Annotated in this window: 17 protein-coding genes; 13 read left to right on the top strand and 4 right to left on the bottom strand. The window is 46.3% G+C overall.

Features of this window, described 5'->3' with window-relative positions:
- The first annotated feature begins 68 nt into the window (after nt 1-68).
- The 5 genes from EO132_RS06250 (at nt 69) to EO132_RS06230 (ending at nt 8,667) form a co-directional block, all read left to right on the top strand.
- A complete protein-coding gene (locus tag EO132_RS06250; protein ID WP_164732286.1) occupies nt 69-1,190 on the top strand; it encodes a FecR family protein in 1,122 nt (373 codons plus the stop codon).
- Between the two features lie 228 nt (nt 1,191-1,418).
- The gene (locus EO132_RS06245; protein WP_205780324.1) at nt 1,419-4,628 is read left to right on the top strand and encodes a TonB-dependent receptor; all 3,210 of its coding nucleotides are present in this window, start codon (nt 1,419-1,421) and stop codon (nt 4,626-4,628) included.
- 16 nt (nt 4,629-4,644) lie between these two features.
- A complete protein-coding gene (locus tag EO132_RS06240; protein WP_127137059.1) occupies nt 4,645-6,306 on the top strand; it encodes a RagB/SusD family nutrient uptake outer membrane protein in 1,662 nt (553 codons plus the stop codon).
- 53 nt (nt 6,307-6,359) lie between these two features.
- The gene (locus EO132_RS06235) at nt 6,360-7,715 is read left to right on the top strand and encodes a purple acid phosphatase family protein (protein WP_127137058.1); all 1,356 of its coding nucleotides are present in this window, start codon (nt 6,360-6,362) and stop codon (nt 7,713-7,715) included.
- Between the two features lie 4 nt (nt 7,716-7,719).
- Nucleotides 7,720-8,667, top strand: coding sequence for a metallophosphoesterase family protein (locus tag EO132_RS06230; RefSeq protein ID WP_164732285.1), 948 nt, complete (start codon nt 7,720-7,722; stop codon nt 8,665-8,667).
- Nucleotides 8,668-8,859: 192 nt separating this feature from the next.
- On the opposite strand, the gene EO132_RS06225 is transcribed toward EO132_RS06230, so the two are convergent.
- Nucleotides 8,860-9,663: an SOS response-associated peptidase gene (locus EO132_RS06225; RefSeq protein ID WP_127137056.1), complete on the bottom strand. Its 804-nt coding sequence runs from the start codon at nt 9,661-9,663 to the stop codon at nt 8,860-8,862.
- 83 nt (nt 9,664-9,746) lie between these two features.
- Between EO132_RS06225 and dinB the strand changes: the two genes are divergently transcribed.
- The 8 genes from dinB (at nt 9,747) to EO132_RS06190 (ending at nt 18,301) form a co-directional block, all read left to right on the top strand.
- The gene (dinB, locus tag EO132_RS06220) at nt 9,747-10,961 is read left to right on the top strand and encodes a DNA polymerase IV (RefSeq protein WP_127137055.1); all 1,215 of its coding nucleotides are present in this window, start codon (nt 9,747-9,749) and stop codon (nt 10,959-10,961) included.
- Nucleotides 10,961-13,939, top strand: coding sequence for a DNA polymerase III subunit alpha (locus EO132_RS06215; RefSeq protein WP_127137054.1), 2,979 nt, complete (start codon nt 10,961-10,963; stop codon nt 13,937-13,939). The genes dinB and EO132_RS06215 overlap by 1 nt, the downstream gene beginning before the upstream one ends.
- A 295-nt stretch (nt 13,940-14,234) precedes the next feature.
- Complete coding sequence (locus EO132_RS06210; protein ID WP_127137053.1) at nt 14,235-14,675, top strand: hypothetical protein; 441 nt, start codon at nt 14,235-14,237, stop codon at nt 14,673-14,675.
- Between the two features lie 32 nt (nt 14,676-14,707).
- Complete coding sequence (locus tag EO132_RS19535; RefSeq protein WP_235856391.1) at nt 14,708-14,881, top strand: hypothetical protein; 174 nt, start codon at nt 14,708-14,710, stop codon at nt 14,879-14,881.
- Nucleotides 14,866-15,063: a JAB domain-containing protein gene (locus tag EO132_RS06200; RefSeq protein ID WP_235856390.1), complete on the top strand. Its 198-nt coding sequence runs from the start codon at nt 14,866-14,868 to the stop codon at nt 15,061-15,063. The genes EO132_RS19535 and EO132_RS06200 overlap by 16 nt, the downstream gene beginning before the upstream one ends.
- A 424-nt stretch (nt 15,064-15,487) precedes the next feature.
- Complete coding sequence (locus EO132_RS19665) at nt 15,488-15,619, top strand: hypothetical protein (RefSeq protein WP_262707581.1); 132 nt, start codon at nt 15,488-15,490, stop codon at nt 15,617-15,619.
- Nucleotides 15,620-15,683: 64 nt separating this feature from the next.
- A complete protein-coding gene (gene mobB / locus EO132_RS06195; protein ID WP_127137052.1) occupies nt 15,684-16,703 on the top strand; it encodes a MobB family relaxase in 1,020 nt (339 codons plus the stop codon).
- A gap of 11 nt (nt 16,704-16,714) precedes the next feature.
- A complete protein-coding gene (locus EO132_RS06190) occupies nt 16,715-18,301 on the top strand; it encodes a type IV secretory system conjugative DNA transfer family protein (RefSeq protein WP_127137051.1) in 1,587 nt (528 codons plus the stop codon).
- A gap of 6 nt (nt 18,302-18,307) precedes the next feature.
- Here the strand turns inward: EO132_RS06190 and EO132_RS06185 are convergent, their stop codons facing one another.
- The 3 genes from EO132_RS06185 to EO132_RS06175 all read right to left on the bottom strand — a co-directional run bounded on the left by EO132_RS06185 (nt 18,308) and on the right by EO132_RS06175 (nt 21,226).
- Nucleotides 18,308-19,411: a sensor histidine kinase gene (locus EO132_RS06185; RefSeq protein WP_235856389.1), complete on the bottom strand. Its 1,104-nt coding sequence runs from the start codon at nt 19,409-19,411 to the stop codon at nt 18,308-18,310.
- A 173-nt stretch (nt 19,412-19,584) separates the two neighbouring features.
- Nucleotides 19,585-20,154, bottom strand: a complete 570-nt coding sequence (locus tag EO132_RS06180; protein ID WP_127137050.1) for an AAA family ATPase — start codon at nt 20,152-20,154, stop codon at nt 19,585-19,587.
- 271 nt (nt 20,155-20,425) lie between these two features.
- A complete protein-coding gene (locus tag EO132_RS06175; protein ID WP_164732283.1) occupies nt 20,426-21,226 on the bottom strand; it encodes a DUF4138 domain-containing protein in 801 nt (266 codons plus the stop codon).
- Nucleotides 21,227-21,232 lie beyond the last annotated feature (6 nt).

Here is a 21,232-nt window from a genome sequence, read left to right as displayed (position 1 = left end):
AGGGGGTACTTCAGTTTTAGGACACTATACTAATGAAGCACACAAGAAAAGTGTGGATCATAAAAAAAATGGATAAAGATCAATTCTTATATCTTGTGGAAAAGTACCTCTCGGGTAAAGCCACACCTGAAGAAGAGCGAACTCTTTTACGATATTATAATAGCTTTCAGGAAAGTGGCCTGGATGAAATGGGGGGTTCTGTTGTGTCCGATGATCGAAAAAAGGCCATTTTTGGAAAGATCCATAAGGAAATTCAAAAAGAGCACACAGCAATTTTGTGGACCAAGGAGGTACTTAAATATGCTGCCATTGCCATTTTGCTCCTGGGTTCGGGATATTTCTTCAAGACTTGGGTACTGAACACAAGTGATGACGCACTATCTATCCAAAAAGGAAATTCCATTACCCTTGAAATGGAAAACGGGAGTACAAAAATCATTACTGAAGATGGCCATGACCATGTTGTGGATTCCAAGGGAAGTATCATAGCGAATCAAAATGGTGATCAATTGGTCTACGATACTGATACCGGTCCGAAAGAATTAATCTACAATACCCTTAGAGTGCCCTATGGCAAAAAGTTTAACCTGCAATTGTCCGATGGTACAAAAGCGTATTTGAATGCGGGTTCATCCCTAAAATATCCGGTTCGTTTTTTGGAAGGTATGGACCGACGTGTCTTTCTGAACGGTGAGGTCTTCTTGGAGGTTCAAAAGGATACGGCACACCCCTTTATTGTAAATGCCGATCAATTAAATATAAAGGTGCTCGGGACGAAATTCAATGTCAATGCCTATCCTGAAGATGAAACGGCCGATGTGGTATTGGTGGAAGGTTCTGTGCAATTGATGGGCCATGCTGATAAGCTGAATCCTTTAGTGTTAAAGCCAGGCTTCAAAGGGAGTTTCGATAAAAAGAACCAGGATTTTGATACACAAGAAGTGATCACTGATGTTTATACCTCTTGGATGCAAGGTGATTTGGTGTTTAGAAACATGACATTCCAAAATATTCTCAAAAAGTTGGAAAGACATTATGATGTGGTCATTATCAACAACAACAAAAGGCTGTCATCTGAAAAATTCAATGCCAGTTTTGGAAATGAACCCTTGATCAAGGTCTTGGAAAATTTAAAAGCCACGTACCATATCGGCTTTGAAATAGATAAAGACCATATAACGATTTATTAACCCCTGAAAATGTTCTGCCAATGAGATAAGCCAACCTTTACCGACACCATAGATCACGCTTTTATTTCCTCGAACAGTGAAATAAAAAAATCGGAAAATGTGCGACCATTTTCCGATTGGGTTGCAGTGATTATAAAGAGAATAACCACAATTTAACACTATAAAAGTATGAAAAAACTTCTTACCCATACAAGAAGCCCTTACCCCTTATTGAAATTTGATTTAAAAATGAGACTTAGTGCACTGTTCATGTTCGTTACCTTGTTGACCGTGCAAGCGAACACTACATATGGGCAGCGGACAAAACTTACACTTGACCTGAAGCATGTTTCGGTTGAACAGCTGATCGACAACATTGAATCCACCACCGAATTTAAGTTTGTCTATATGATTAGGGCCGTGGACTTGGAACGCCAAGTAACGGTCAAAGTGAATGGAGAACGTATTGAAAAGGTACTGGACAAGGTGTTTGGGAATACATCGACTACCTATAACGTAGTCGACCGACAGATATTCCTGACCGAGAAAAAGGATGGCCCTGTTATCCGTAAACCGGAGATCAAATCCGAGCCCCTGCAACTTACTGTTACCGGTAAGGTCGTTGATGAGTTTGGAACCCCCCTTTTGGGTACAACGGTGGCAGTGAAGGGTACTGCCCAGGGAACTTCGACGGATTTTGACGGAAACTATGCCTTGACGATTCCCGATCGCAGTGCGGTATTGCAATTTTCTTATGTGGGGTATGTGCCCCAGGAAATTGAAGTGGGAGCGCAAACCACCATCAATGTTAAGCTATTGCCGGATAACGCCAAATTGGATGAGGTAGTAGTAGTGGGGTATGGTTCACAGAAAAAGAGTGACGTCACAGGGTCGGTGACCTCTGTTTCCTCCGAACGGATGGACCTTGTTCCCAACAGGAATATTGCACAGGTACTGCAAGGTGCCCTACCAGGGGTCACCATACGACAAACATCGGCAGGGGCCGTTGGGGAACAGACCATTATTGTAAGGGGGCGTAATTCCATATTGGCAAGTAACGAACCACTTATTGTACTTGATGGAGTGCCCTATTATGGCGACCTGAATGATATAAGTGTTAACGATATTGCCTCCATGGAGGTTTTAAAGGATGCGTCTGCCTCCGCCATCTATGGGTCAAGAGGCTCCAATGGGGTTGTTTTGGTCACAACAAAGGAAGGTTCCTCAGGAAAGGCCAAAATAAGTTATCAAGGAAAGTTCGGTGTCCAGGAACCCATCAACCTGCCCAATTTCTTGACCGGTGAGGAGTTTTATGAATTCAAATCCATACGCAATCCGGATTTATTGACCGATACGGAGATTGCCAATTATGAGGCGGGATTGTGGACGGATTGGATCGATCTGTCCCTGAGGACTGGATATTCTGAAAACCATAATGTTTCCATTACCGGGGGAAGCGAAAATATCAAATACTATGTTGCCGGTAATTTCTTGGATGTAAAGGGCTTGTCGGTAACGGACAAATACCAGCGGATTTCAGGTCGGGTCAATCTGGATACCAAAATTACGGATTGGTTGGAATTTGGGACCAGAAGTCAATTCACCTATGATGACAGAGGAGGATACGATATCGACTACGAAGCTGTTTTTGAGATCAATCCCCTACTGGCCAATCCGTTTGATGAAAATGGGGATATTAATCTGTTTCCATGGCCGGAGTTTCCCGATGAGAACCCACTGGAAGCCGAGAACTATAAGGATGAGGATTATTCCAACCAAATCGTTTCGAACAATTATATCCGAGTTTCCTTCCCCTTTTTAAAAGGTCTAAGTTATCGATTGAACTCAGGAATACGCCGAAGGTGGTCGGAGCGGAAAACGTATGCTGGGAATAACACGGTTTTGGGTATAGCCAATTCGGGACAAGCATACCTCTCCAGTACTGAATTTAAAAACAATGTGGTAGAGAACATTATTACCTATAATGGGGAATTTGGGAAGCACAATGTGTTCTTTACAGGGGTTTTCAGTTATGAGGAGAACGAGCAATATTTCGAAGAGCTTACCGCGGTAAATTTCCCCAATGATGAATTTTCTTTTTTTGGCATATCCCAAGCCTCTTCGCTAGAGACGGAGAACGATTATCAGCGGACCGCCCTTATTTCACAAATGCTGCGCTTGAACTATTCGTTCGACAACACCTATCTACTGACCCTGACCGGCAGACGGGATGGGTTTTCAGGGTTTGGGCCGAACAACAAATGGGGGGTCTTTCCATCCGTTGCCCTGGGATGGAACCTTTCAAGGGAACCCTTTCTTAAGAACTCGACTGCCGTAAACCAATTAAAACTAAGATTGTCATGGGGGGTGAACGGGAACCAAGCGGTAAATCCATATTCCTCCATTACGCGTTTACGGGATAGAAATACCCTTTCAGGGGACGAATCCCTGGTCGGCTATGTCCCAAGTGTTATCGGGGACAGAGATTTGGGGTGGGAGTCCAGTGAAACCTACAATTTGGGATTGGACTTTGGTTTCTTCAACAACAGGATCCTTGGGGATATCAACCTATATGAAACCAATACTTCCGACCTATTATTGAACAGGACCATATCTTCGGTCCATGGAATCAATCAGGTAACGCAGAATATCGGGGAAACCCAAAGCCGTGGACTGGAACTATCATTATCCGTTGTGCCCGTCGCCACGAAGAACTTTAATTGGAAGTTAACCGGGAACTTTGCCACCAATAAAAATAAGATCGTATCCTTATATGGCTATCTTCAGGAGAATGGGGAAGAAGTAAATGATCTGGCCAATGCTTGGTTTGTCGGACAACCTATCCGGGTCAATTTTAACCAGAAAATGATTGGGGTCTGGCAATTGGGGGAAGAAGAGGAAGCCGCTGTTTATGACAGGGTTCCAGGTGATGCCAAGATAGAGGATGTGGACAACAATGGGGTGTTGGACGACGAAGACCGTCAGATCATTGGACAACGTGATCCAAAGTATACTTGGGGTCTGAGCAATTCCTTACGATACAAGGACTTTGGCCTGGAAGTATTCTTCATAGGTGCCCACGGGGCCACAAGGCACAACAACTTATTAAGGGACAACACAGCTGCCGAGATTAGGAGAAATGTAATGAAGAAGAACTGGTGGACCCCCGACAATCCAACGAATGAATATTTTAGGAACAATGATCAGGTCAGGGGGGCAACCATTTACGAGGATGCCAGTTTCATACGAATGAAAGACATTACCTTTTCCTATAATTTTTCCCAAAATGTCTTGTCCACAATGGGATTGGACAAGCTTCAATTGTTCGCCTCCGGGCGAAATTTGCTGACGATAACCGATTGGACCGCTGGTGACCCGGAATTGAATCTTCCCAGTGATCAGGCCGGTATTCTGCCGCTCCAACGAGAGCTTATTTTTGGATTAACATTAGGATTTTAAGAAAAAAGAAAATAACATGAAGAAAACAATAATATACCTTACCGGTATCGTGCTGCTTGTGCTTAGTTGCAGTGATGATCTGTTGAATGAAAATCCGCCCAATGTCATCTATGCGGAAAACCTATACTCCGACCTATCCGGGCTGGAAGCGGGAATCAATGGCCTATATTCCCTGATGCGCTACGAACGGGAAGGCTTAAATGCAAGCTCTTCCCTAATCACCGATGTTACCATGTCAGGTACCGATATGTTTGCCGCCAATCATAGTGGGAATGGGGTTTCGCGGGTATCCATTGATTGGACCGCCAGAAACAGGCCCGATTATGGCGTTTATGAGGGTGTCTTTCTTTGGCTCTACGAAATCGTGAACTCGTCCAATGAGATTATAAAAAATGTGGAGGAAAGGGAAGATATCGACTGGAGCGGCAATGAAAGGAGCGAGATGGAAAACAAAAACCTGATATTGGCCGAAGCAAAAGTGGCACGGGCATTTGCCTATCGACACCTAACCTATCTGTGGGGCGATGTTCCCTTAAACCTGAACCCCTCAAGTGATGGTCTGATCAAGACCGATTGGGAAAGGACGCCTGTAGACCAGGTAAGGCAGCAAGTAATCCGGGACCTTCGTTTTGCGGAGCCCATCATACCCGAGGAGGCCACCCTTACAGGAAGAATGACCAAAGGAGCGGTACAACACTATTTGGCAGAAATGTACTTGACCTTGGACCGACCGGACAGTACACTGTTCTGGGCAAACAAAGTGGTCAACAATCCGGCCTATGCACTTATTACCGAACGCTACGGTGTGCAGGTGGATCAAGACGGTATTGCCTTTATGGATATGTTCAAGGCCGGGAATACCAATCGTGAAGAAGGAAATTCGGAGGCATTGTGGGTTTTCCAATTTAAAAACAACGTGCTGGGGGGTGGGGAATACCCCATTATGGCCATGCACCATACCTCTAGGTATAGAAGTGGTGACCTGGATTTGACCGTTACCGCTGACAGAGGTGGCTATGGAAACGGTCGATCTTCATTGACCAAATGGGCATTGGATAATTTTGATGACCCCAATGACGACAGATTTTCGGAATATGCCATTAGAAAATCCTTCACATACCGAGATGCAACAGGGAACGCACCCTACCCGGCTGACAACCTCCCTGAAGGTGCAAATTATGGGGACAAAATCTACTTGGATTGGAGTGAGGACATTACCGATGACCATAATGGCATCGAGGAATGGCCTTTCAGTAGGAAATATGACTGGGCCGACCCAGTGGATCCCATAGGGAACAGGGAATCGTTCTACGATCAAATTTATCTTCGGGCTGCGGACACCTATCTATTGAAGGCCGAAGCAGAGTTCAAAATGGGGGATGTTGGAGCGGCCGCCAATACCATAAACATCCTCAGGGCAAGGAGCCATGCCTCCAATATATCAGAGAGCGATATTGACATTGATTTCATTTTGGATGAACGTGCCAGGGAACTCATGGCGGAAGAGCCTCGACGGTATACGCTTTTGCGAACCGGTAAATGGGCCGAACGGACCATGATGTACAATAACCGAGGCTCTAATACAATCGACCCGCAGCGCGATATATTACTGCCCATACCGCAATCGGTCATCGATTCGAACTTGGAGAAAGAAATGCGCCAAAATCCTGGCTTTTAAATAAAAATGCCCCTGCTTGCCCATAGCGGTAGGGGCCTTTATTTTCCTAAAGAATGAAAAAAACAATAAGTCTATTTATTACGTTATCGATACTTTCCTTGCATTGTCGAGGACAGGAAAAAGAGCAAAACAACAGTCTTTTGGAACAGTTGCCCCATCATATTAAGTTATCATGGGAGACCGCTCCGGAAAACAGTCAAGCGATCACTTGGAGAACCAGGGCTTCGGAACCAAAAGGTTTTGTGGAATATGTGGAGGCCACGGCCTCTCCTTTTTTTGAAGAGCACATAAAAAAGGTACGGGCCACCTCTCAATCATATACAATGGAGGATGGACTATGGTACTATCATTCGGTCAACCTCCAAAATTTAAAGCCAGGTACCCGATATTCCTACCGTGTAGGGGATAAGGGAAAATGGTCCGAATGGTCGGAGTTTAGTACAGCTACAGGCCAAAAGGAACCGTTCAAGTTCTTGTATTTTGGCGATGTACAGCGATACATCCACTCTTTGGGAAGTAGGACCTTAAGACAGGCAGTTTTGGCCAACCCAGATGCCAAGTTTATGCTGTTTGCGGGGGATTTGATCCACAGAGGGGGGCTGAACACCGAAAATTGGAATGAATTTTTCCCGGCTGGCGGATGGATCTTTCAAAATATCCCCATAGTGGCAACCCCAGGGAACCATGAACACAAATGGGCGGTCAAAGAGACCAGGGAAATTGTACCGCTATGGGACCTTAACTTTTGTTTTCCCAAAAATGGTCCCAAGGGACAAGAAGAGCAGACCTATTATATGGATTACAATAATATCAGGGTCATATCATTGGATACCTCGGCAAAAATCACGTCCGAGCAACGGAAAGAGACCTATGTCTGGTTGGAGGAAGCCCTAAAGAATTTTAATGGGGATTGGGTATTTGTAGCCTTTCACCATGCCATGGCCGGATTGGCCAGGAACCGTAATCCCCATATCCGTTTTCCTGAAATCAAGGCATTATTGGAGAAATATAAGGTCCCGATGGTCTTGACAGGGCATGAGCACCTCTATGCCAGGGGTAGGATGGAGGCGGATTTTCCAATCTATGCCGTGTCCGTTGCCGGTCCTTACCAAAATGCGATACAGTTCAGTGACTGGATCGAGCGTGCAGGGACCACGATGCAACTCTATCAGGAAATATATGTTTCCGAAAACCAGTTGGATTACGTGGCAAAGACGGTTCTGGGCGAGGTGTACGATGCCTTTACCATTACCAAAAAATCAAATGGTGAATTGCAGTTTGAAGAAGCTCCAGACCTACCGGTTGAATCCCTAATTCCTACCAAGGATTTTGAAAAACGTTATGATAAGGAACTGGTCAAAAGCTATGAATCAGATAAGATCAAATATCTCCAAAGAAAAAAGCAGTAGATCGATGAAAAGAATAATTGCAGTAGCATTTTTAAGTATTTCAATAGGAGTTGATGGACAAAAAAAAGCTACTGTACCTATCGGCCAAGGCGTTCAGGAAGATTTTTCTTTTGTCTTCATGACCGATATCCATCTACAACCCGAACATGGGGCCCAAGAAGCATTTCAAAATGTAATTGATAAGGTAAATAAACTCAATGTCGATTTTGTGATTACCGGCGGTGATTTGGTGTACGATGTACTAAGGGGCAATTTTAACAGGTCAGATTCATTGTTCCGTACCTATAGCAATACCATTAAAAAGTTCAATGTGCCCGTTTACAATACCATTGGCAATCATGAGCTATTTGGAATCTATAAGGAAAGTGACATCCAAGCGGATCATCCAGATTATAAATATGGAATGTACGAGCGTTATCTGGGAAAAAGATATTACTCCTTCAATCATAAAGGATGGCATTTTATCTCATTGTGCTCCATTGACGAAAGAAACCAAAAATATATTGGTGTGATTGATGATCAACAACTGGAATGGTTGAAAAAGGACATCGCTAGATTGGATGCCAATACCCCAATTGTGTTGTCCACCCATATCCCGTTCATTTCAACGTATAATCAACGATACCCAAAAAACAAGATTCGAGAAGTGCCCAATGAACTTTGGATTTTCAATAGAAATGAAATTCTGCAACTTTTCAACAATCTCGATCTCAGATTGGTCCTGCAAGGGCATATGCATTGGATTGAGGACATCAATGTTCAAAATAGGACTCGGTTCATTACGGGAGGTTCGGTTGCTGGCAGGCCCAGTTGGAGGAGGAGGGATGACAGGGGGGATGGCATCCATTATGATGAAGAGGGTTTTGCACTTATACAGGTGAAAAATGATAGTATTTCTTGGAAGTATGTTGATATTGATTGGGAGAGTCGACCCTTGCCCAGCAAGAAGTAGATGTTTGGTCCAGAAGTTTGTTTGAGTTGGTTTAATTTGATGAGGGCGCAGTACTCAGGTAAGGCTGCGCTCTTTTCTGAAAGGAACCCCTGCTATTAAAAAGTTCCATGGGGTATGGTTTCAGATCAGCGGTCCGTTGTGTTACTGTTTTTCATGTATTCCGTTTGTGTTCTTATCCAATAACTACCAGTATCAATCTCTAATCCCATGGGAAATCGATACCTCTTCGTAGTCCACTTTGTCGATGATACCGGGATAATTGGAATCCACGCTCCTACTGTACAAATCCTTGGTAACGGGATAAGCTTCCAGTTCCCCTTCCCAAAGATCGTCATCGATGAGATCTTGAACATCTGATTCGTTGTTGCCGTTATGTAGCCAAGCATCCAGGTTTTCATCATCGATGATGACCGGACGTCGTTTCTTTTCATTGTGGATATCGGCGAACATGGGAGTGGCCTCCTTGGTCAATACGGCAAAGGTTCTGCGTCCGTCGGAAGTGTTGGTGTAAATACCCGCTAGGTAAATGGGGTCCCCATTCTTTCTGTGGAAGTAGAAAGGCACTTTGAAATCCTTGCCCTTGACCTTTACCTTGGTGTTGTGGGGTTCGAAGAAACCGTCCACGGGTATGATGCAGCGTTGGTGCTCCCAAGTGTATCGATAAATGAAATGATCGAAGATTTTTTCGGACTTGGCATTGAGGCCACCAAAGGTCCTGGGGTTCTTGAAATATTCCTTGTAACCCTCCTGTTTCTCCCTTGATGGCATGATGCCCCACATGGCAGGGAGGAGATTGTCCGGCTCCTCTTGGCCCAAGGTCCACATGACCGGGTGGCTCCAACCGTTGGCATGGAAGTAAATGAGTTCCAGGTCGGTGTCGAGATCGCCGTACATGGCCTTGACGGAGAGCAATTTCTCCAGTTCCTTCCGCTCGCGGGTCTGTCTGGTCGAGTAGCACATTTTGAGGTTGCTTTTATATAGCATTAAGATAACCATAATTGTTAAAATTTTGAAACAGTTTATCGCTTTGCTTACATTTGGATATTTTCCAAAAAGTAGGAATAAATCCAATACATCTTATGAAGCCCACCATTCTCCATCTCGATCTGGACACCTTCTTCGTCTCCTGTGAGCGGCTGCTGGACAGCCGTCTGATGAAGCGACCCCTGCTGGTTGGAGGGTTGGGGGACAGAGGGGTCGTGGCGGCCTGCAGCTATGAGACCCGTCGTTTTGGGGTACATTCCGGGATGTCCATGAAGGTGGCACGACGGTTGTGTCCCGAGGCCACGGTCATCAAGGGCAATGCGGGGACCTATATGAAGTTTTCCGATAATGTGACCGAGATCATCAGGGAGAGTGTCCCGGTCTTCGAGAAGGCGAGTGTGGACGAGTTCTATGCTGACCTTTCGGGGATGGACCGCTTTTTTGGCTGTTATAAGTATGCCTCGGAAATGCGACAACGCATCCTGAAGGAGACAGGATTGCCCATTTCCTTTGGGCTGTCCCAGAACAAGGTGGTCTCCAAAGTGGCCACAGGGGAAGCCAAGCCCAACAACCAAATGAAGATCGACCTTGGATTGGAAAAGGAGTTCCTAGCGCCACTGCATATCCGTAAACTGCCCTCGGTGGGGGAGAAGACCTATGGGCTCCTGTCCAATATGGGGGTGTCCACGATAAAGACCGTACAGGAACTGCCCTTGGAAATGCTCGAAAGTGGCTTTGGAAAGCACGGACGGACCATCTGGATGCGGGCCCAGGGATTGGACAATTCCCCCTTGGTCCCTTTCCACGAACGTAAGTCCATATCCACGGAACGGACTTATGGAAAGGATACCACCGATATGGTCAAATTGGAGACCACCTTATTCGCCATGGCGGAGAACCTGGCCTATCAACTCCGAAGGGCAAACAAGATGACGGGCTGTGTGAGTGTAAAGATCCGATACAGCGACTTTAAGACGTATACGAAGCAGAAACGGATTCCCTACACCTCCGCGGACCATGTGCTGGTGCCCTTGGTACAAGATCTTTTTGCCTCTTTGTACGATAGGAGGATGTTGATCAGACTTGTTGGGGTCAACTACAGCCATATCGTAGGGGGGCACTATCAGATCGACCTCTTTGCCGATGATGAAAAACTATTGAACCTCTACCAGGCCATGGACCGGGTGCGCAGTCGTTTTGGGGAGTCCAGTCTGATGCGGGCCTCGGCCATGGGCGCTCACAGTATAGGAAGGGGAGGTAATCCCTTTGACGGACAACCGCCCATCCTATTGGCCCATAGACAGCAATAATGTACCTGAACTGCCATACATATTACTCCTTGAACTACGGGGTCCTCTCCGAAACGGAGCTTTTGGAACTGGCCCGTTCCCATGGGATGGAAGTACTGGCCCTGACCGATATCAACAACAGTTCGGCGGGGATGAACTTTGTGCGCTTGGCCCATGAGCAGGGCATACGCCCCATCCTGGGCATCGATTTTCGCAATGGGAACCTGCAGGAGTTCGTGGGCTTGGCCCAAAACAATGAGGGGTTTCGGGAAATCAATGCCTTTCTATCCGAACACCTGCACAAGGGAATACCCATTCCCACTGTGGCACCGATCTTTGAACATGTCCATGTGATCTATCCCTTTGAGAAGATACAGGAAGAGGAACGGACGGATTTCAAGTCCTATGAATACATCGGGGTCTCGGTGGAAGAGCTGCGTAAGTTACGATTCTCGCTATATCGGGAATACAAGGATAGATTGGTACTGTTACAGCCCGTGAGCTTTCGCGGCAAAAGGGACTTCAATACACATCGCTTGCTCCGGGCCATAGGCTTGAACACACTGTTGAGCAAATTGCCCCAGTCCGAGGAGGCCAGGCCCACCGATACCCTTCGGTCCATAGCGGAACTGAAAAAGGACTTGGCCGATTACCCGCATATCTGGGAGAATACACAAAAGCTCATGGATTCCTGTGCCATTGGCTTTGGGTTTGGAAGTGATAGGGTTTCCCAAAACCAGTCCCGTTTTTTGGAATCCAAACAAGCGGATGTGGAACGGTTGCGGGAACTCGCCTTGGAGGGACTGCCCCGACGCTATGCCCGACCTACGGATAAGGTCAAAGAACGTATGTTCCGGGAACTACGTACCATCCAAGAACTGGATTTTGTGTCCTATTTTTTGATCAACCATGATATTGTCTCCTATGCCAGGTCCAAGGGTTATCCCTATGTGGGCAGGGGGAGCGGGGCCAACAGTCTGGTGGCCTACCTGATCGGGATCACCGATGTGGATCCCATTGAACTGGATTTATATTTCGAGCGGTTCATCAATCCCTTTCGGGCCTCGCCCCCTGATTTCGATATTGATTTTTCCACTTGGGACCGGGACGATGTCACGGCCTATATTTTCCAGCGCTTCGAGCATGTGGCCCTATTGGGCACCTACAATACCTTTAAGTACCGGGCCGCCGTTCGGGAACTGGGCAAGGTGTTCGGTCTGCCCACCGAGGAAATCGATAAGCTCAGTGCTGGAAGGTACGAGCAAGGTTCTTTGGACGAACTGGCCCGATTGGTGCTGAAATATGCCACCTATATCCATGGGATGCCCAATTACATCAGTGTGCATTCCTCGGGAATCCTGATCCTGGACCGTTCCGAGCATTACTATTCGGCCACGACCCTGCCACCCAAAGGATTCCCGACGGTGCAGTTCGATATGATCATTGCAGAGGATGTGGGCCTGTTCAAGTTCGATATTCTGGGACAGCGGGGATTGGCCAAGATCAAGGAGGCGGTGGAGATCATCAAGGGCAACCGAACGGATGCCGTACTTTTGGATATGAAGAGCGTGGAGGCCATGAAACAAGATGTCCATATCAACCGACTGTTGAGCCAGGGGAGGGCGATAGGGGCCTATTATGTGGAATCCCCGGCCATGCGGGGGCTGATGAAGAAACTGCGGACCCATGACTATCTTGGACTGGTGGCGGCCAGTTCCGTGATCCGTCCAGGGGTGTCCTCTTCGGGGATGAAGGATGAATACATCCGTAGGGAACGGGAACCGGAACGAAGGAAGGCCGCCAATCCCGCTTTACTGGAGATCATGCCAGATACCCATGGGATCATGGTCTATCAAGAGGATGTGCTCAAGGTGGCCCATCTCTTTGCAGGACTGGACCTTGGGGAGGCCGATGTGCTGCGGCGGGGGATGAGTGGGAAATTCCGTTCCCGAGAGGAATTCCAAGCGGTCAAATTGAAGTTTTTTGAAAACTGCAAGCAAAGGGGGCATGATGCCGCCCTGACCCAAATGGTCTGGGAACAGATCGAGAGTTTTGCAGGCTATGCCTTTGCCAAGGGGCATTCCGCTTCCTATGCCGTGGAAAGCTATCAGAGCCTGTACCTGAAATGCTATTTCCCTTTGGAGTTCATGGTGGCGGTGCTCAATAACGGGGGCGGGTTCTACGATACGGAACTCTATGTCCATGAGACCAAGATGTGGGGCGGGGTCATCCATCCGCCCTGTATCAACCGCAGTGACCATGTCAATGTCATCTATGGCAAGCACATCTATTTGGGACTGGGGCAGCTTCGGAGCTTGGAACGTTTGGTCATCCAACGCATTCTCAACGAAAGGCAGCTCCATGGCAAATTCAGGGATTTTGATGATTTTATAGACCGTGTCCCCATTGCCATCGAACAGTTGACCATCTTGGTGCGTATCGATGCCTTTCGTGTCTTTGGGGTGCCGAAGAAGCAAGTGCTTTGGCAGGCCGTGTTCAAGACCAGGGCCCATCGCAAGGATACAGTTCAGAAACTATTGTTCAAGCCCCATCACAGGCATTTTGAACTGCCACATTTGCCTTCCCACCCCGTAGAGGACGCCTATGACCAATTGGAGCTTTTGGGATTTCCGTTATGTGGCTATTATGAGCTCATGGACAGTGAGATAAAGAGCCGGTTGACCGCGAGTGATTTTGAGGCCCAAGTCAACCAAAAGGTATGGATCTATGGTTCCCTGGTGCATACCCGTTTGAATACCACGTCCAAAGGGGATACCATGCGCTTTACCACCATGCTCGATCTGGAAGGGCACTTTTTTGATTGCGTCCACTTTCCCCAAACAATGGCATCCACCCCCATTCATGGAAAAGGTGTATATCTATGCCACGGAACGGTGACCGAAGAGTTCGGGCACTACAGCCTAGAAGTTGGCAGGGCTATCAAACAGCCCTTGAAGCCCGACCCAAGGCAGGTGAAATCCATATCCATGGGTATTTAGGCTTGCAAGATTATCAAAGGAAATAAAAGGTGGGGATTATTTACATAAAAGAAAACCAAATTCCATCCATAAACCTTGACCCTAAGATCAAAGGTCATAAGTCAAAGGACAAATCGGTCTCTTATAATACCACAAATCCATAAGGTTTAATGGTAACAATAAGATGATGTCCAGAAGGGCAACCCGCGAAGAAAAAGCACATCTGTATGTTACAGGTAAGATAAAAAATGTAAGATTAATCTTATAGTGATATATGCTTAACACTTGACAATAAGGAATCTAATAATTTCAAATCATGAAAAATAATAAATCTATTAAAGTTTTGGAACTGAACTTTTTTTTGGGATTGATAATGGTCTTGATCATCCAATCCTGCAACAATGATGATGACGGTAAAGGCCATGAAAATGATATTACGGGCCAATGGCTTCTATTTCAACGCTTCGACGGAGATGGTATTGATCCTGTTGACAATGGTAAAACACTGACGTTTACGGAAGAAAATGTTTTTATCGATAGTTTCTTGACTGCCTGCCAGGGTACATTTTCCATGGATGACAACACGATCACAATTGATATGCCGTGTAAGGATGGGCCTATCCAATATGTTTTCAGTTTTGAAGAGAACAATCTGATCTTGGCGGAATTTCCGAGCACTTGCGATGAAGGTTGTTATGATATCTACAAAAAAATAGAGGGGGGAATTTTTAACCCCGTTAGCCGATTTATCCCATAGTGAAAGATGGCAGACATTTAAAACTTTTTATCATGAGTAGATTGAGAAACAAAGTGCAACTTATCGGAAATGTGGGGCAGGACCCCGTGATCACTTACCTAGATGGTGGATATGCGCATCCTTTTTGCCACTGTCCTTGGGTATCATTCTGGCGCACAACCATCAATAAGGACAACTCAAGGCCAGTGAAATGGACAGACAGCTGACCCAAAAGGTCCTACAAGCGGCACAATTGTTCGATGTCAAGGTACTGGACCATATCATCTTGGCACCCGATGGACGGTATTACAGTTTCACGGACAATGGTCTGGTAAAGAAAACCTATTTTAAATGGATGGCAAGGTGTCCCAAGGGATCAATCGGAACCAAAACGGCCCAATCATTATGATTGGGTTTTGTTGTGTTCAATAGATTGATTTTCATATATTTAACCTATTGTTGTACGGCAATTAATTGGTGCGGTGATTCGATTTGACTTTCCTTAGGTCCGTACCATTCGATTTGACTTTTATTTAGATACCATGCAACTGGTTTTTGGACCATGTTGTGCGATGCCATTTTGGGCCGCTGCGCAAAAAGGATATCCATAATGAGAACAAGCAAAAAATGAAAAAGTTCAAAAAAGAAAAAACAGGACCATTAAGTCAATTTTTTTTGAAAAGGTCTTTGCCTTTTTATTACGGCACAGACCCTCCAGACCGTCAGTTTTTCAGCAGGAACCTGAACCTCAAGCAGAGGGTGGATGGGAAGGGGGAGTTTGATTTTTTTGAGCAACAGTTGACCGAAAAGAAAGCACCTCCAATCCCGAACTGTTGGATACGGAGTTCCATGTGCCCAAGATCGTGCACGAACACCTCAAGGAGAAAATGGAAATATTGAAGGGGGCCTTTGGGTATGTGCTGGACCATTTGTCCCTGATCAAAAATCGATCGGGGAAGGATTAGCTCAAGTTGGACCTCGACCATGAGGCCCTAGAGTGTTACCGACAAAAGGTTAAAAATCTGTAATATGTATATAGCCATCACGCGCCAAGAATTGGGCAGTAATTATAGTGGCAGTGCCCGGGATTTCGTGAATTATCTCGAAAAGGAAAACAAGGGCAAGGCCAAGGAAGAGCAGGAACTGTTCTTCAATCAAACGGAAAACGATATTGAGGCCGACAGGGTCATCGCCGAGATCGATGCCAACACCTCGAAGCTCTCCAAACGGGATCCCAAGTTCTATTCGATCATGGTCAGTCCCTCACAAGGGGAACTGGAACATATCGGGGACAGTCCCGAAAAACTCAAACAATACACCAGGGAACTCATGAAGAGTTATGCCGCCTCTTTTTATAGGGGCAAGGAAGTGACGGTCAAGGATGTATTGTATTTCGCGAAACTGGAGCGCGAGCGGACCTATTCCCAAAAGGATAAGGCTGTCCAAGAAAATCAGGCCTATGCCAATAGGATATTGGAACTGCAACATAAGGTCAGGGCCATTGAGGAAGGTAGGGAACAAGGCGATATGGGGAAACTGCAGGAAAGGATTCAAAAATTGGAAGGGGAAGCACCCTATAGACAGAATGGTAAACGCATCGTTCCAGGAATGGCCAAGGAAGGAAACCAGGGCCATATCCATATCATCGTGAGCCGAAAGGATGTGACCAATTCCCATAGCCTGTCCCCGGGCTCCAGGTTCCGCACCTCAGAGACCGTTCTCAATGGGAAGAAAGTCAAGCAGGGCTTTGATCGGGATAAATTCTATAGGGCAGCGGAAAGGAGTTTTGACAAACAATTTGGCTATCGCAGGAACTTTGTGGAGACCTACCATGCCCGTAACCTTTTGGACAAGGATCCCAAACGGTTTTTCGCAACCCTTTTGGGACTCCCCGCAAATGAAAAGCAGGCCGCCAAAAAGTTTTTGTCCAAGGCAGGGGCCAAGCTGCCGAGCATACCCACCAACAAGGTGCAATTGGCCTACAAGGCCATGATGAAGCTGAAAAAAGGTATCGGAAAGGCCGTGGAGTCAGGGTCCATTGGAATTTAAATGTAAGGGATATGGAAGAATTGGGATGGATCGGGGTAATGCTTGTATGGATGGTCGGGGGAGGGATATCTTTTGTGGTCATTAGGTATCTCAAGTATGGCTATGTATTGGGGGCTTTGTCCGTGACCTTATTGGCTGTGATCACAGCTTGGTTAAGGCCTTGGAATGATTTTTTAGAAGGGGCTTTAATGCTTTGGCTCCCCTTGTTTTTTGTGCACACCCTAAGCTTTGGTTTAGTGGATTACCATAAGGACGTGCACAAACCATCCAGGGTCTTTGAGGTAAAACTAAAGGTTCGTGGAAGGACGTTGGTCCTGGAGAATATCCGAAGGGGCATCTCCGTGTTGGCCTCGGCGGGAAGTGGAAAGACCGAAAGTGTCATCTATGGGTTGTTGCAGCATTTCCAAAAAGAACGGTTTTCTGGGGTCATACACGATTACAAGGATTTTGAGATCACCGAAATGGCCTATCCGCTCTGGAAGGACAAAAAGGTGCCTTTTCGTGTGGTCTCCTTCGGGCCCCTATACCATCGGGTCAATCCCATTGCCCCCAAGTACCTGCCCGATGAGGAAAGTGTGCACGAGGTGTCCCGGGTACTCTTGGAAAACCTTATGGAACATCGGGGTTCTGATGGGAACAACACCTCCCGTTTCTTTAAGGATGCGGCAGAAGGGCTGATCAGTGGGCTCATATGGCGGTTAAGGACAGACTACCCTCAATACTGTACTTTGCCCCATTTGATGGCCCTGTACCAACAATTGAGCACCAAAAGCTTGATAAATTTTTTACGTGGGAACGTGATCTCGCGGGGGATGGCGGATGCCTTTATCAGTGGGATGGGGTCGGACCGGCAGACGGCCGGGGTGCTCAGTACCTTGGCCAACGGGTTTAAAAAGATCAGTACCCGAAAAATATTCATGGTGCTTTCCAAGGATGAGATCCCCTTGGACATCAATACCAAAAACAACCCATCGGTAATAGCCTTGGTCAACAACCCGCAAAAGGATGCTTCCCTTTCTCCCGTGATCGCCACGATCATCCATACGATTTCGAAGCAGATGAGCCAACGCAATCGCAAGCACTCCTTTATGTTGTTGGAAGAGGCATCCACACTGCGATTATTGAACATGCACCGGATACCGGCGACTTTGCGGAGCTATGATATTGTGACGGTCTATGTGTTGCAGGACAAGATCCAAAATGACATGATGTACGGGGAGAAGGCGAGCAAGGCGATACTCTCCAATCTATCCTATCAGTTTTTTGGGAAGGTGAACGACCCGGACACGGCAAGGTACTATGAGCGTTTCTTTGAATTGGTCAAAATACCGACCCGAAGTGTGAGCAAGAGTTCCGGGTTGAATCTGGAACGTCGGATCACAGAAGGGGAGAAGGAGGTCTCCAAACGCAGGGCAGAAGTATTCTTTCGGTTAAAACAAGGGGAGTTTGTGGTCTTTGCGGATGGGAAGGACCGTAAGGTGCGGTTCCCAAGGCCAGAGATAACTAAAGGATTACCGGGACCGATGGAGGTGACCGAGGAAGCGTTGGAACAGCATTATTTGAAGGTGCACCAAGAAGTGGCTTCATTGTTCCGGTAGGTATATTTACCGGATATTTGGATTGGGATCTTCCTTGAAAGTGATCGTAAAGGTAGTTCCATGGTTTGCTTTACTGTCCACTTCGATACTCCCGCCATTATCGGTCACTTTTTGATGTACTAAATACAGGCCCACTCCTTTACTATTGCTCCCACCATGGTGGCCCTGGTTCAATTTGAAAAGTTGGTGGCCCACCTTTGACATATCAATACCGATTCCGTTGTCCCTATATCTTAAGAGGTGTTTTCCGTCCTCTATCGCACTATGGATGGTTATTATGGGAGAAATCCCGGTCTTGGAGTACTTGATGGAATTGGTGATCAAGTTGAGAAAGACACTCTCCAATGCTTGGGGGTTGAACCATACGATGGAAAGTGCGGAAAAGTTTATATGGAACCGCGTTCCCGATTGCTTGATCAAACTTCCAATGGAGTGTTGTACCTTATTGATTACTTCCATCAGGCCGGTTCTGGAAAGTTGTCTTTGTGCGGTATCAATTTCCTTGAAAGAGTCTATTTGGGAGTTCATCGTATCTATCAAACTATTAGTGGATACTTTGATCATAGCCAATATGTCTTGGGTCTCAGGGTCAATTACCTTATCCAGATCGATCAGGTTGACCAATGAGATGAGGTTGTTGATCGGGGACCTTAAATCGTGCGCGGTGGTGTAATTCAATAGTTTCAGCTCCCTATTGGCCATGGAAAGATCGTTCAAATGGGAGAGCTGCACCTTTTGTAGTTGCTTTTTATGGGTAATGTCCTTTGCAATGGCATAGATCAAGCCTTGTTCTGGCAGGGGAATCGATGTCCAGTGCAACCAGACCAATTTCCCGGATTTACTGACATACCTATTTTCAAAATTGACCAAAGGAACATTTTCCAAGAGTTTTTGCCTTTTCTGGTTCGTTAGTTCGCGATCCTCGGCATAAATGAACTCCGAGATCTTTTTTGACATCAGTTCCTCTTTGGAGTATCCCAACATTTCTAGGAAACCTGGATTGATGTCCACAAAATATCCTTCGAAGTTTGCGATGCACAAACAATCGATCGACTGGTTGAAAAATGGGGCCAAGGTCTCGGTCAGGCCTGTTTTGGATGGGGTGGTCATTTGTATGGTTGCTGGTTGTTTTGGTCCTCCTTCCAACAAGGTAGGGGATTCACAAATATAAGAACCGTATCGAAATTATGTTGTAGGAATATACGTGTAACCTATTGGAGTATATTTCATTACGGATTGGATGCATGGGTGGTATTGGAGCGCTGATCCAATGTCACAAGGGTCTATTTATTCTGTGTCAAGAATTCCAGGATAAAATCTGCCCTTTCTGTAATGGGGGCCTTGGGAATCTCCACCAGGTTGTATTGGTAGCTTCGGTAGGTCTGGATCATTTTGTTATAGGTGAACACCGCTTCGTTCCAGTCCTGTTTCCGTTCTGCATCGGTTTCATAGATAGCTTTCCATGGTGGTAGAATGAAAACATGGTCGTTGTAACGACAGGTCTGGGCCAGTATTTTCATATCGTTCTCTATCGGAATACCGGTAAGACTGGCATAGCAGATGGCATCCAAAAAACCACGGTCGAAGAAGATGGGGGCATCCCCTTGGTGTTCTTCTATGACCTTCTCGAAACTTTCAAAGGAGCGTTGGAACATCAGATCCCTATACAATCTTTTGTTCTTCCATGGCAGGGCATCCCCATTGATGGCCTGTTGTTCCTTGATGAGCTGACGGGCGATCTCCGGGATGACGTGCATGCCCCTTTGCTGTAGTTCCTGAAGCAGGGTGGTCTTGCCCACTCCAGGACCGCCGGTAATCACGTAAAGGAAATTATGTTTTCTGTTTTGTTTCACTAAAGGGGATTTGGTTTGGTTTTGCCTTTTTTTGATGGTCGGCAATATTACGAACTTTTAGTAAATGGGTTGATAAGGGATATTGGGCAACAAGGGTTCCATCAATAGGTATCGCAAGCTGAACATTATAGCCTTTGATTGGATGAAAATCGGCCTTTGGGAATGTTTTATGGATTATGACCATCGTAAGTATGATAGTGAAGAGAGGAGATCGGTTCACAGGTTCCATAACCAATACTCAAGGGAATCCAAGGGACCTATCCTATAGCGATCAGCGTAATTTTAAGGTAAGATTACGACTTCCCTGAGCTTCCAACACCTTTACCTGTAAGTGCTGCCCTGCGTTCAAGGTAAACTTGGGGTACACCACCACAAAGCGGACGGAAGTGCCCGAACCGATTTGATGGGGCATTTGGAACTCGAATAGGGGAGTGATGGGCAATTCCTGATATGAGGCTTTACGTTTCGGGCTGCCCAAGACCTTTGATAATTGGAACTGACCAATTTTATAGGGAATAGTGGAACTATTCTTAAGTTCATAGACCATGTAGACATGATCACCATGATATTCTTGGTCCATGAGTTTGACCTTGATGCCTTTTTGGTGTTTGCTTCGGTGGGAGGATGACTTGCTTTGTAGCAATTGGGTGCATAGTAAGGTAAATTGTTCTTCTTGCCCGATATGGATTTTCTGAATGGAATCTGCAGGGCTATGGGAAGGTTGTTGAAAAGGATTTTTCAAGCGTTGGTCGGGGTTTATGAAATGATGCAACTGGGGGAGATTTTCGCGATAGGCGAGAATGAAGGAATAGAGGTTGCCAGTGGTGGTGCGTACCAAGAGATTGCTCTCCTGGTCTTTTTCCCCTTGTAGCAACCCCAGGTTTTCCGCTTGCTCCCTATTGAAATTGAAGGCAAAGTCAGGGGAGCCGGTCATGCCCTTTTGGATAGGATTCGTAAAGGAAAGGGAAACGACCTGGTGGTCGTTGGCATAGATGGTATCCAAGGTTTGGCTTGGGGCATGGACGGTGTATAAGAGGAATAGGATAACTGGATAAAGGGTGTGATTTTTCATGGTTCT

Origin of the sequence: Flagellimonas oceanensis, from assembly GCF_003992595.1 — a bacterium.
Lineage (GTDB): Bacteria > Bacteroidota > Bacteroidia > Flavobacteriales > Flavobacteriaceae > Flagellimonas > Flagellimonas oceanensis.
Note: the sequence above shows the minus strand (reverse complement) of the source record. Positions and strands in the feature narration are given on the sequence as shown.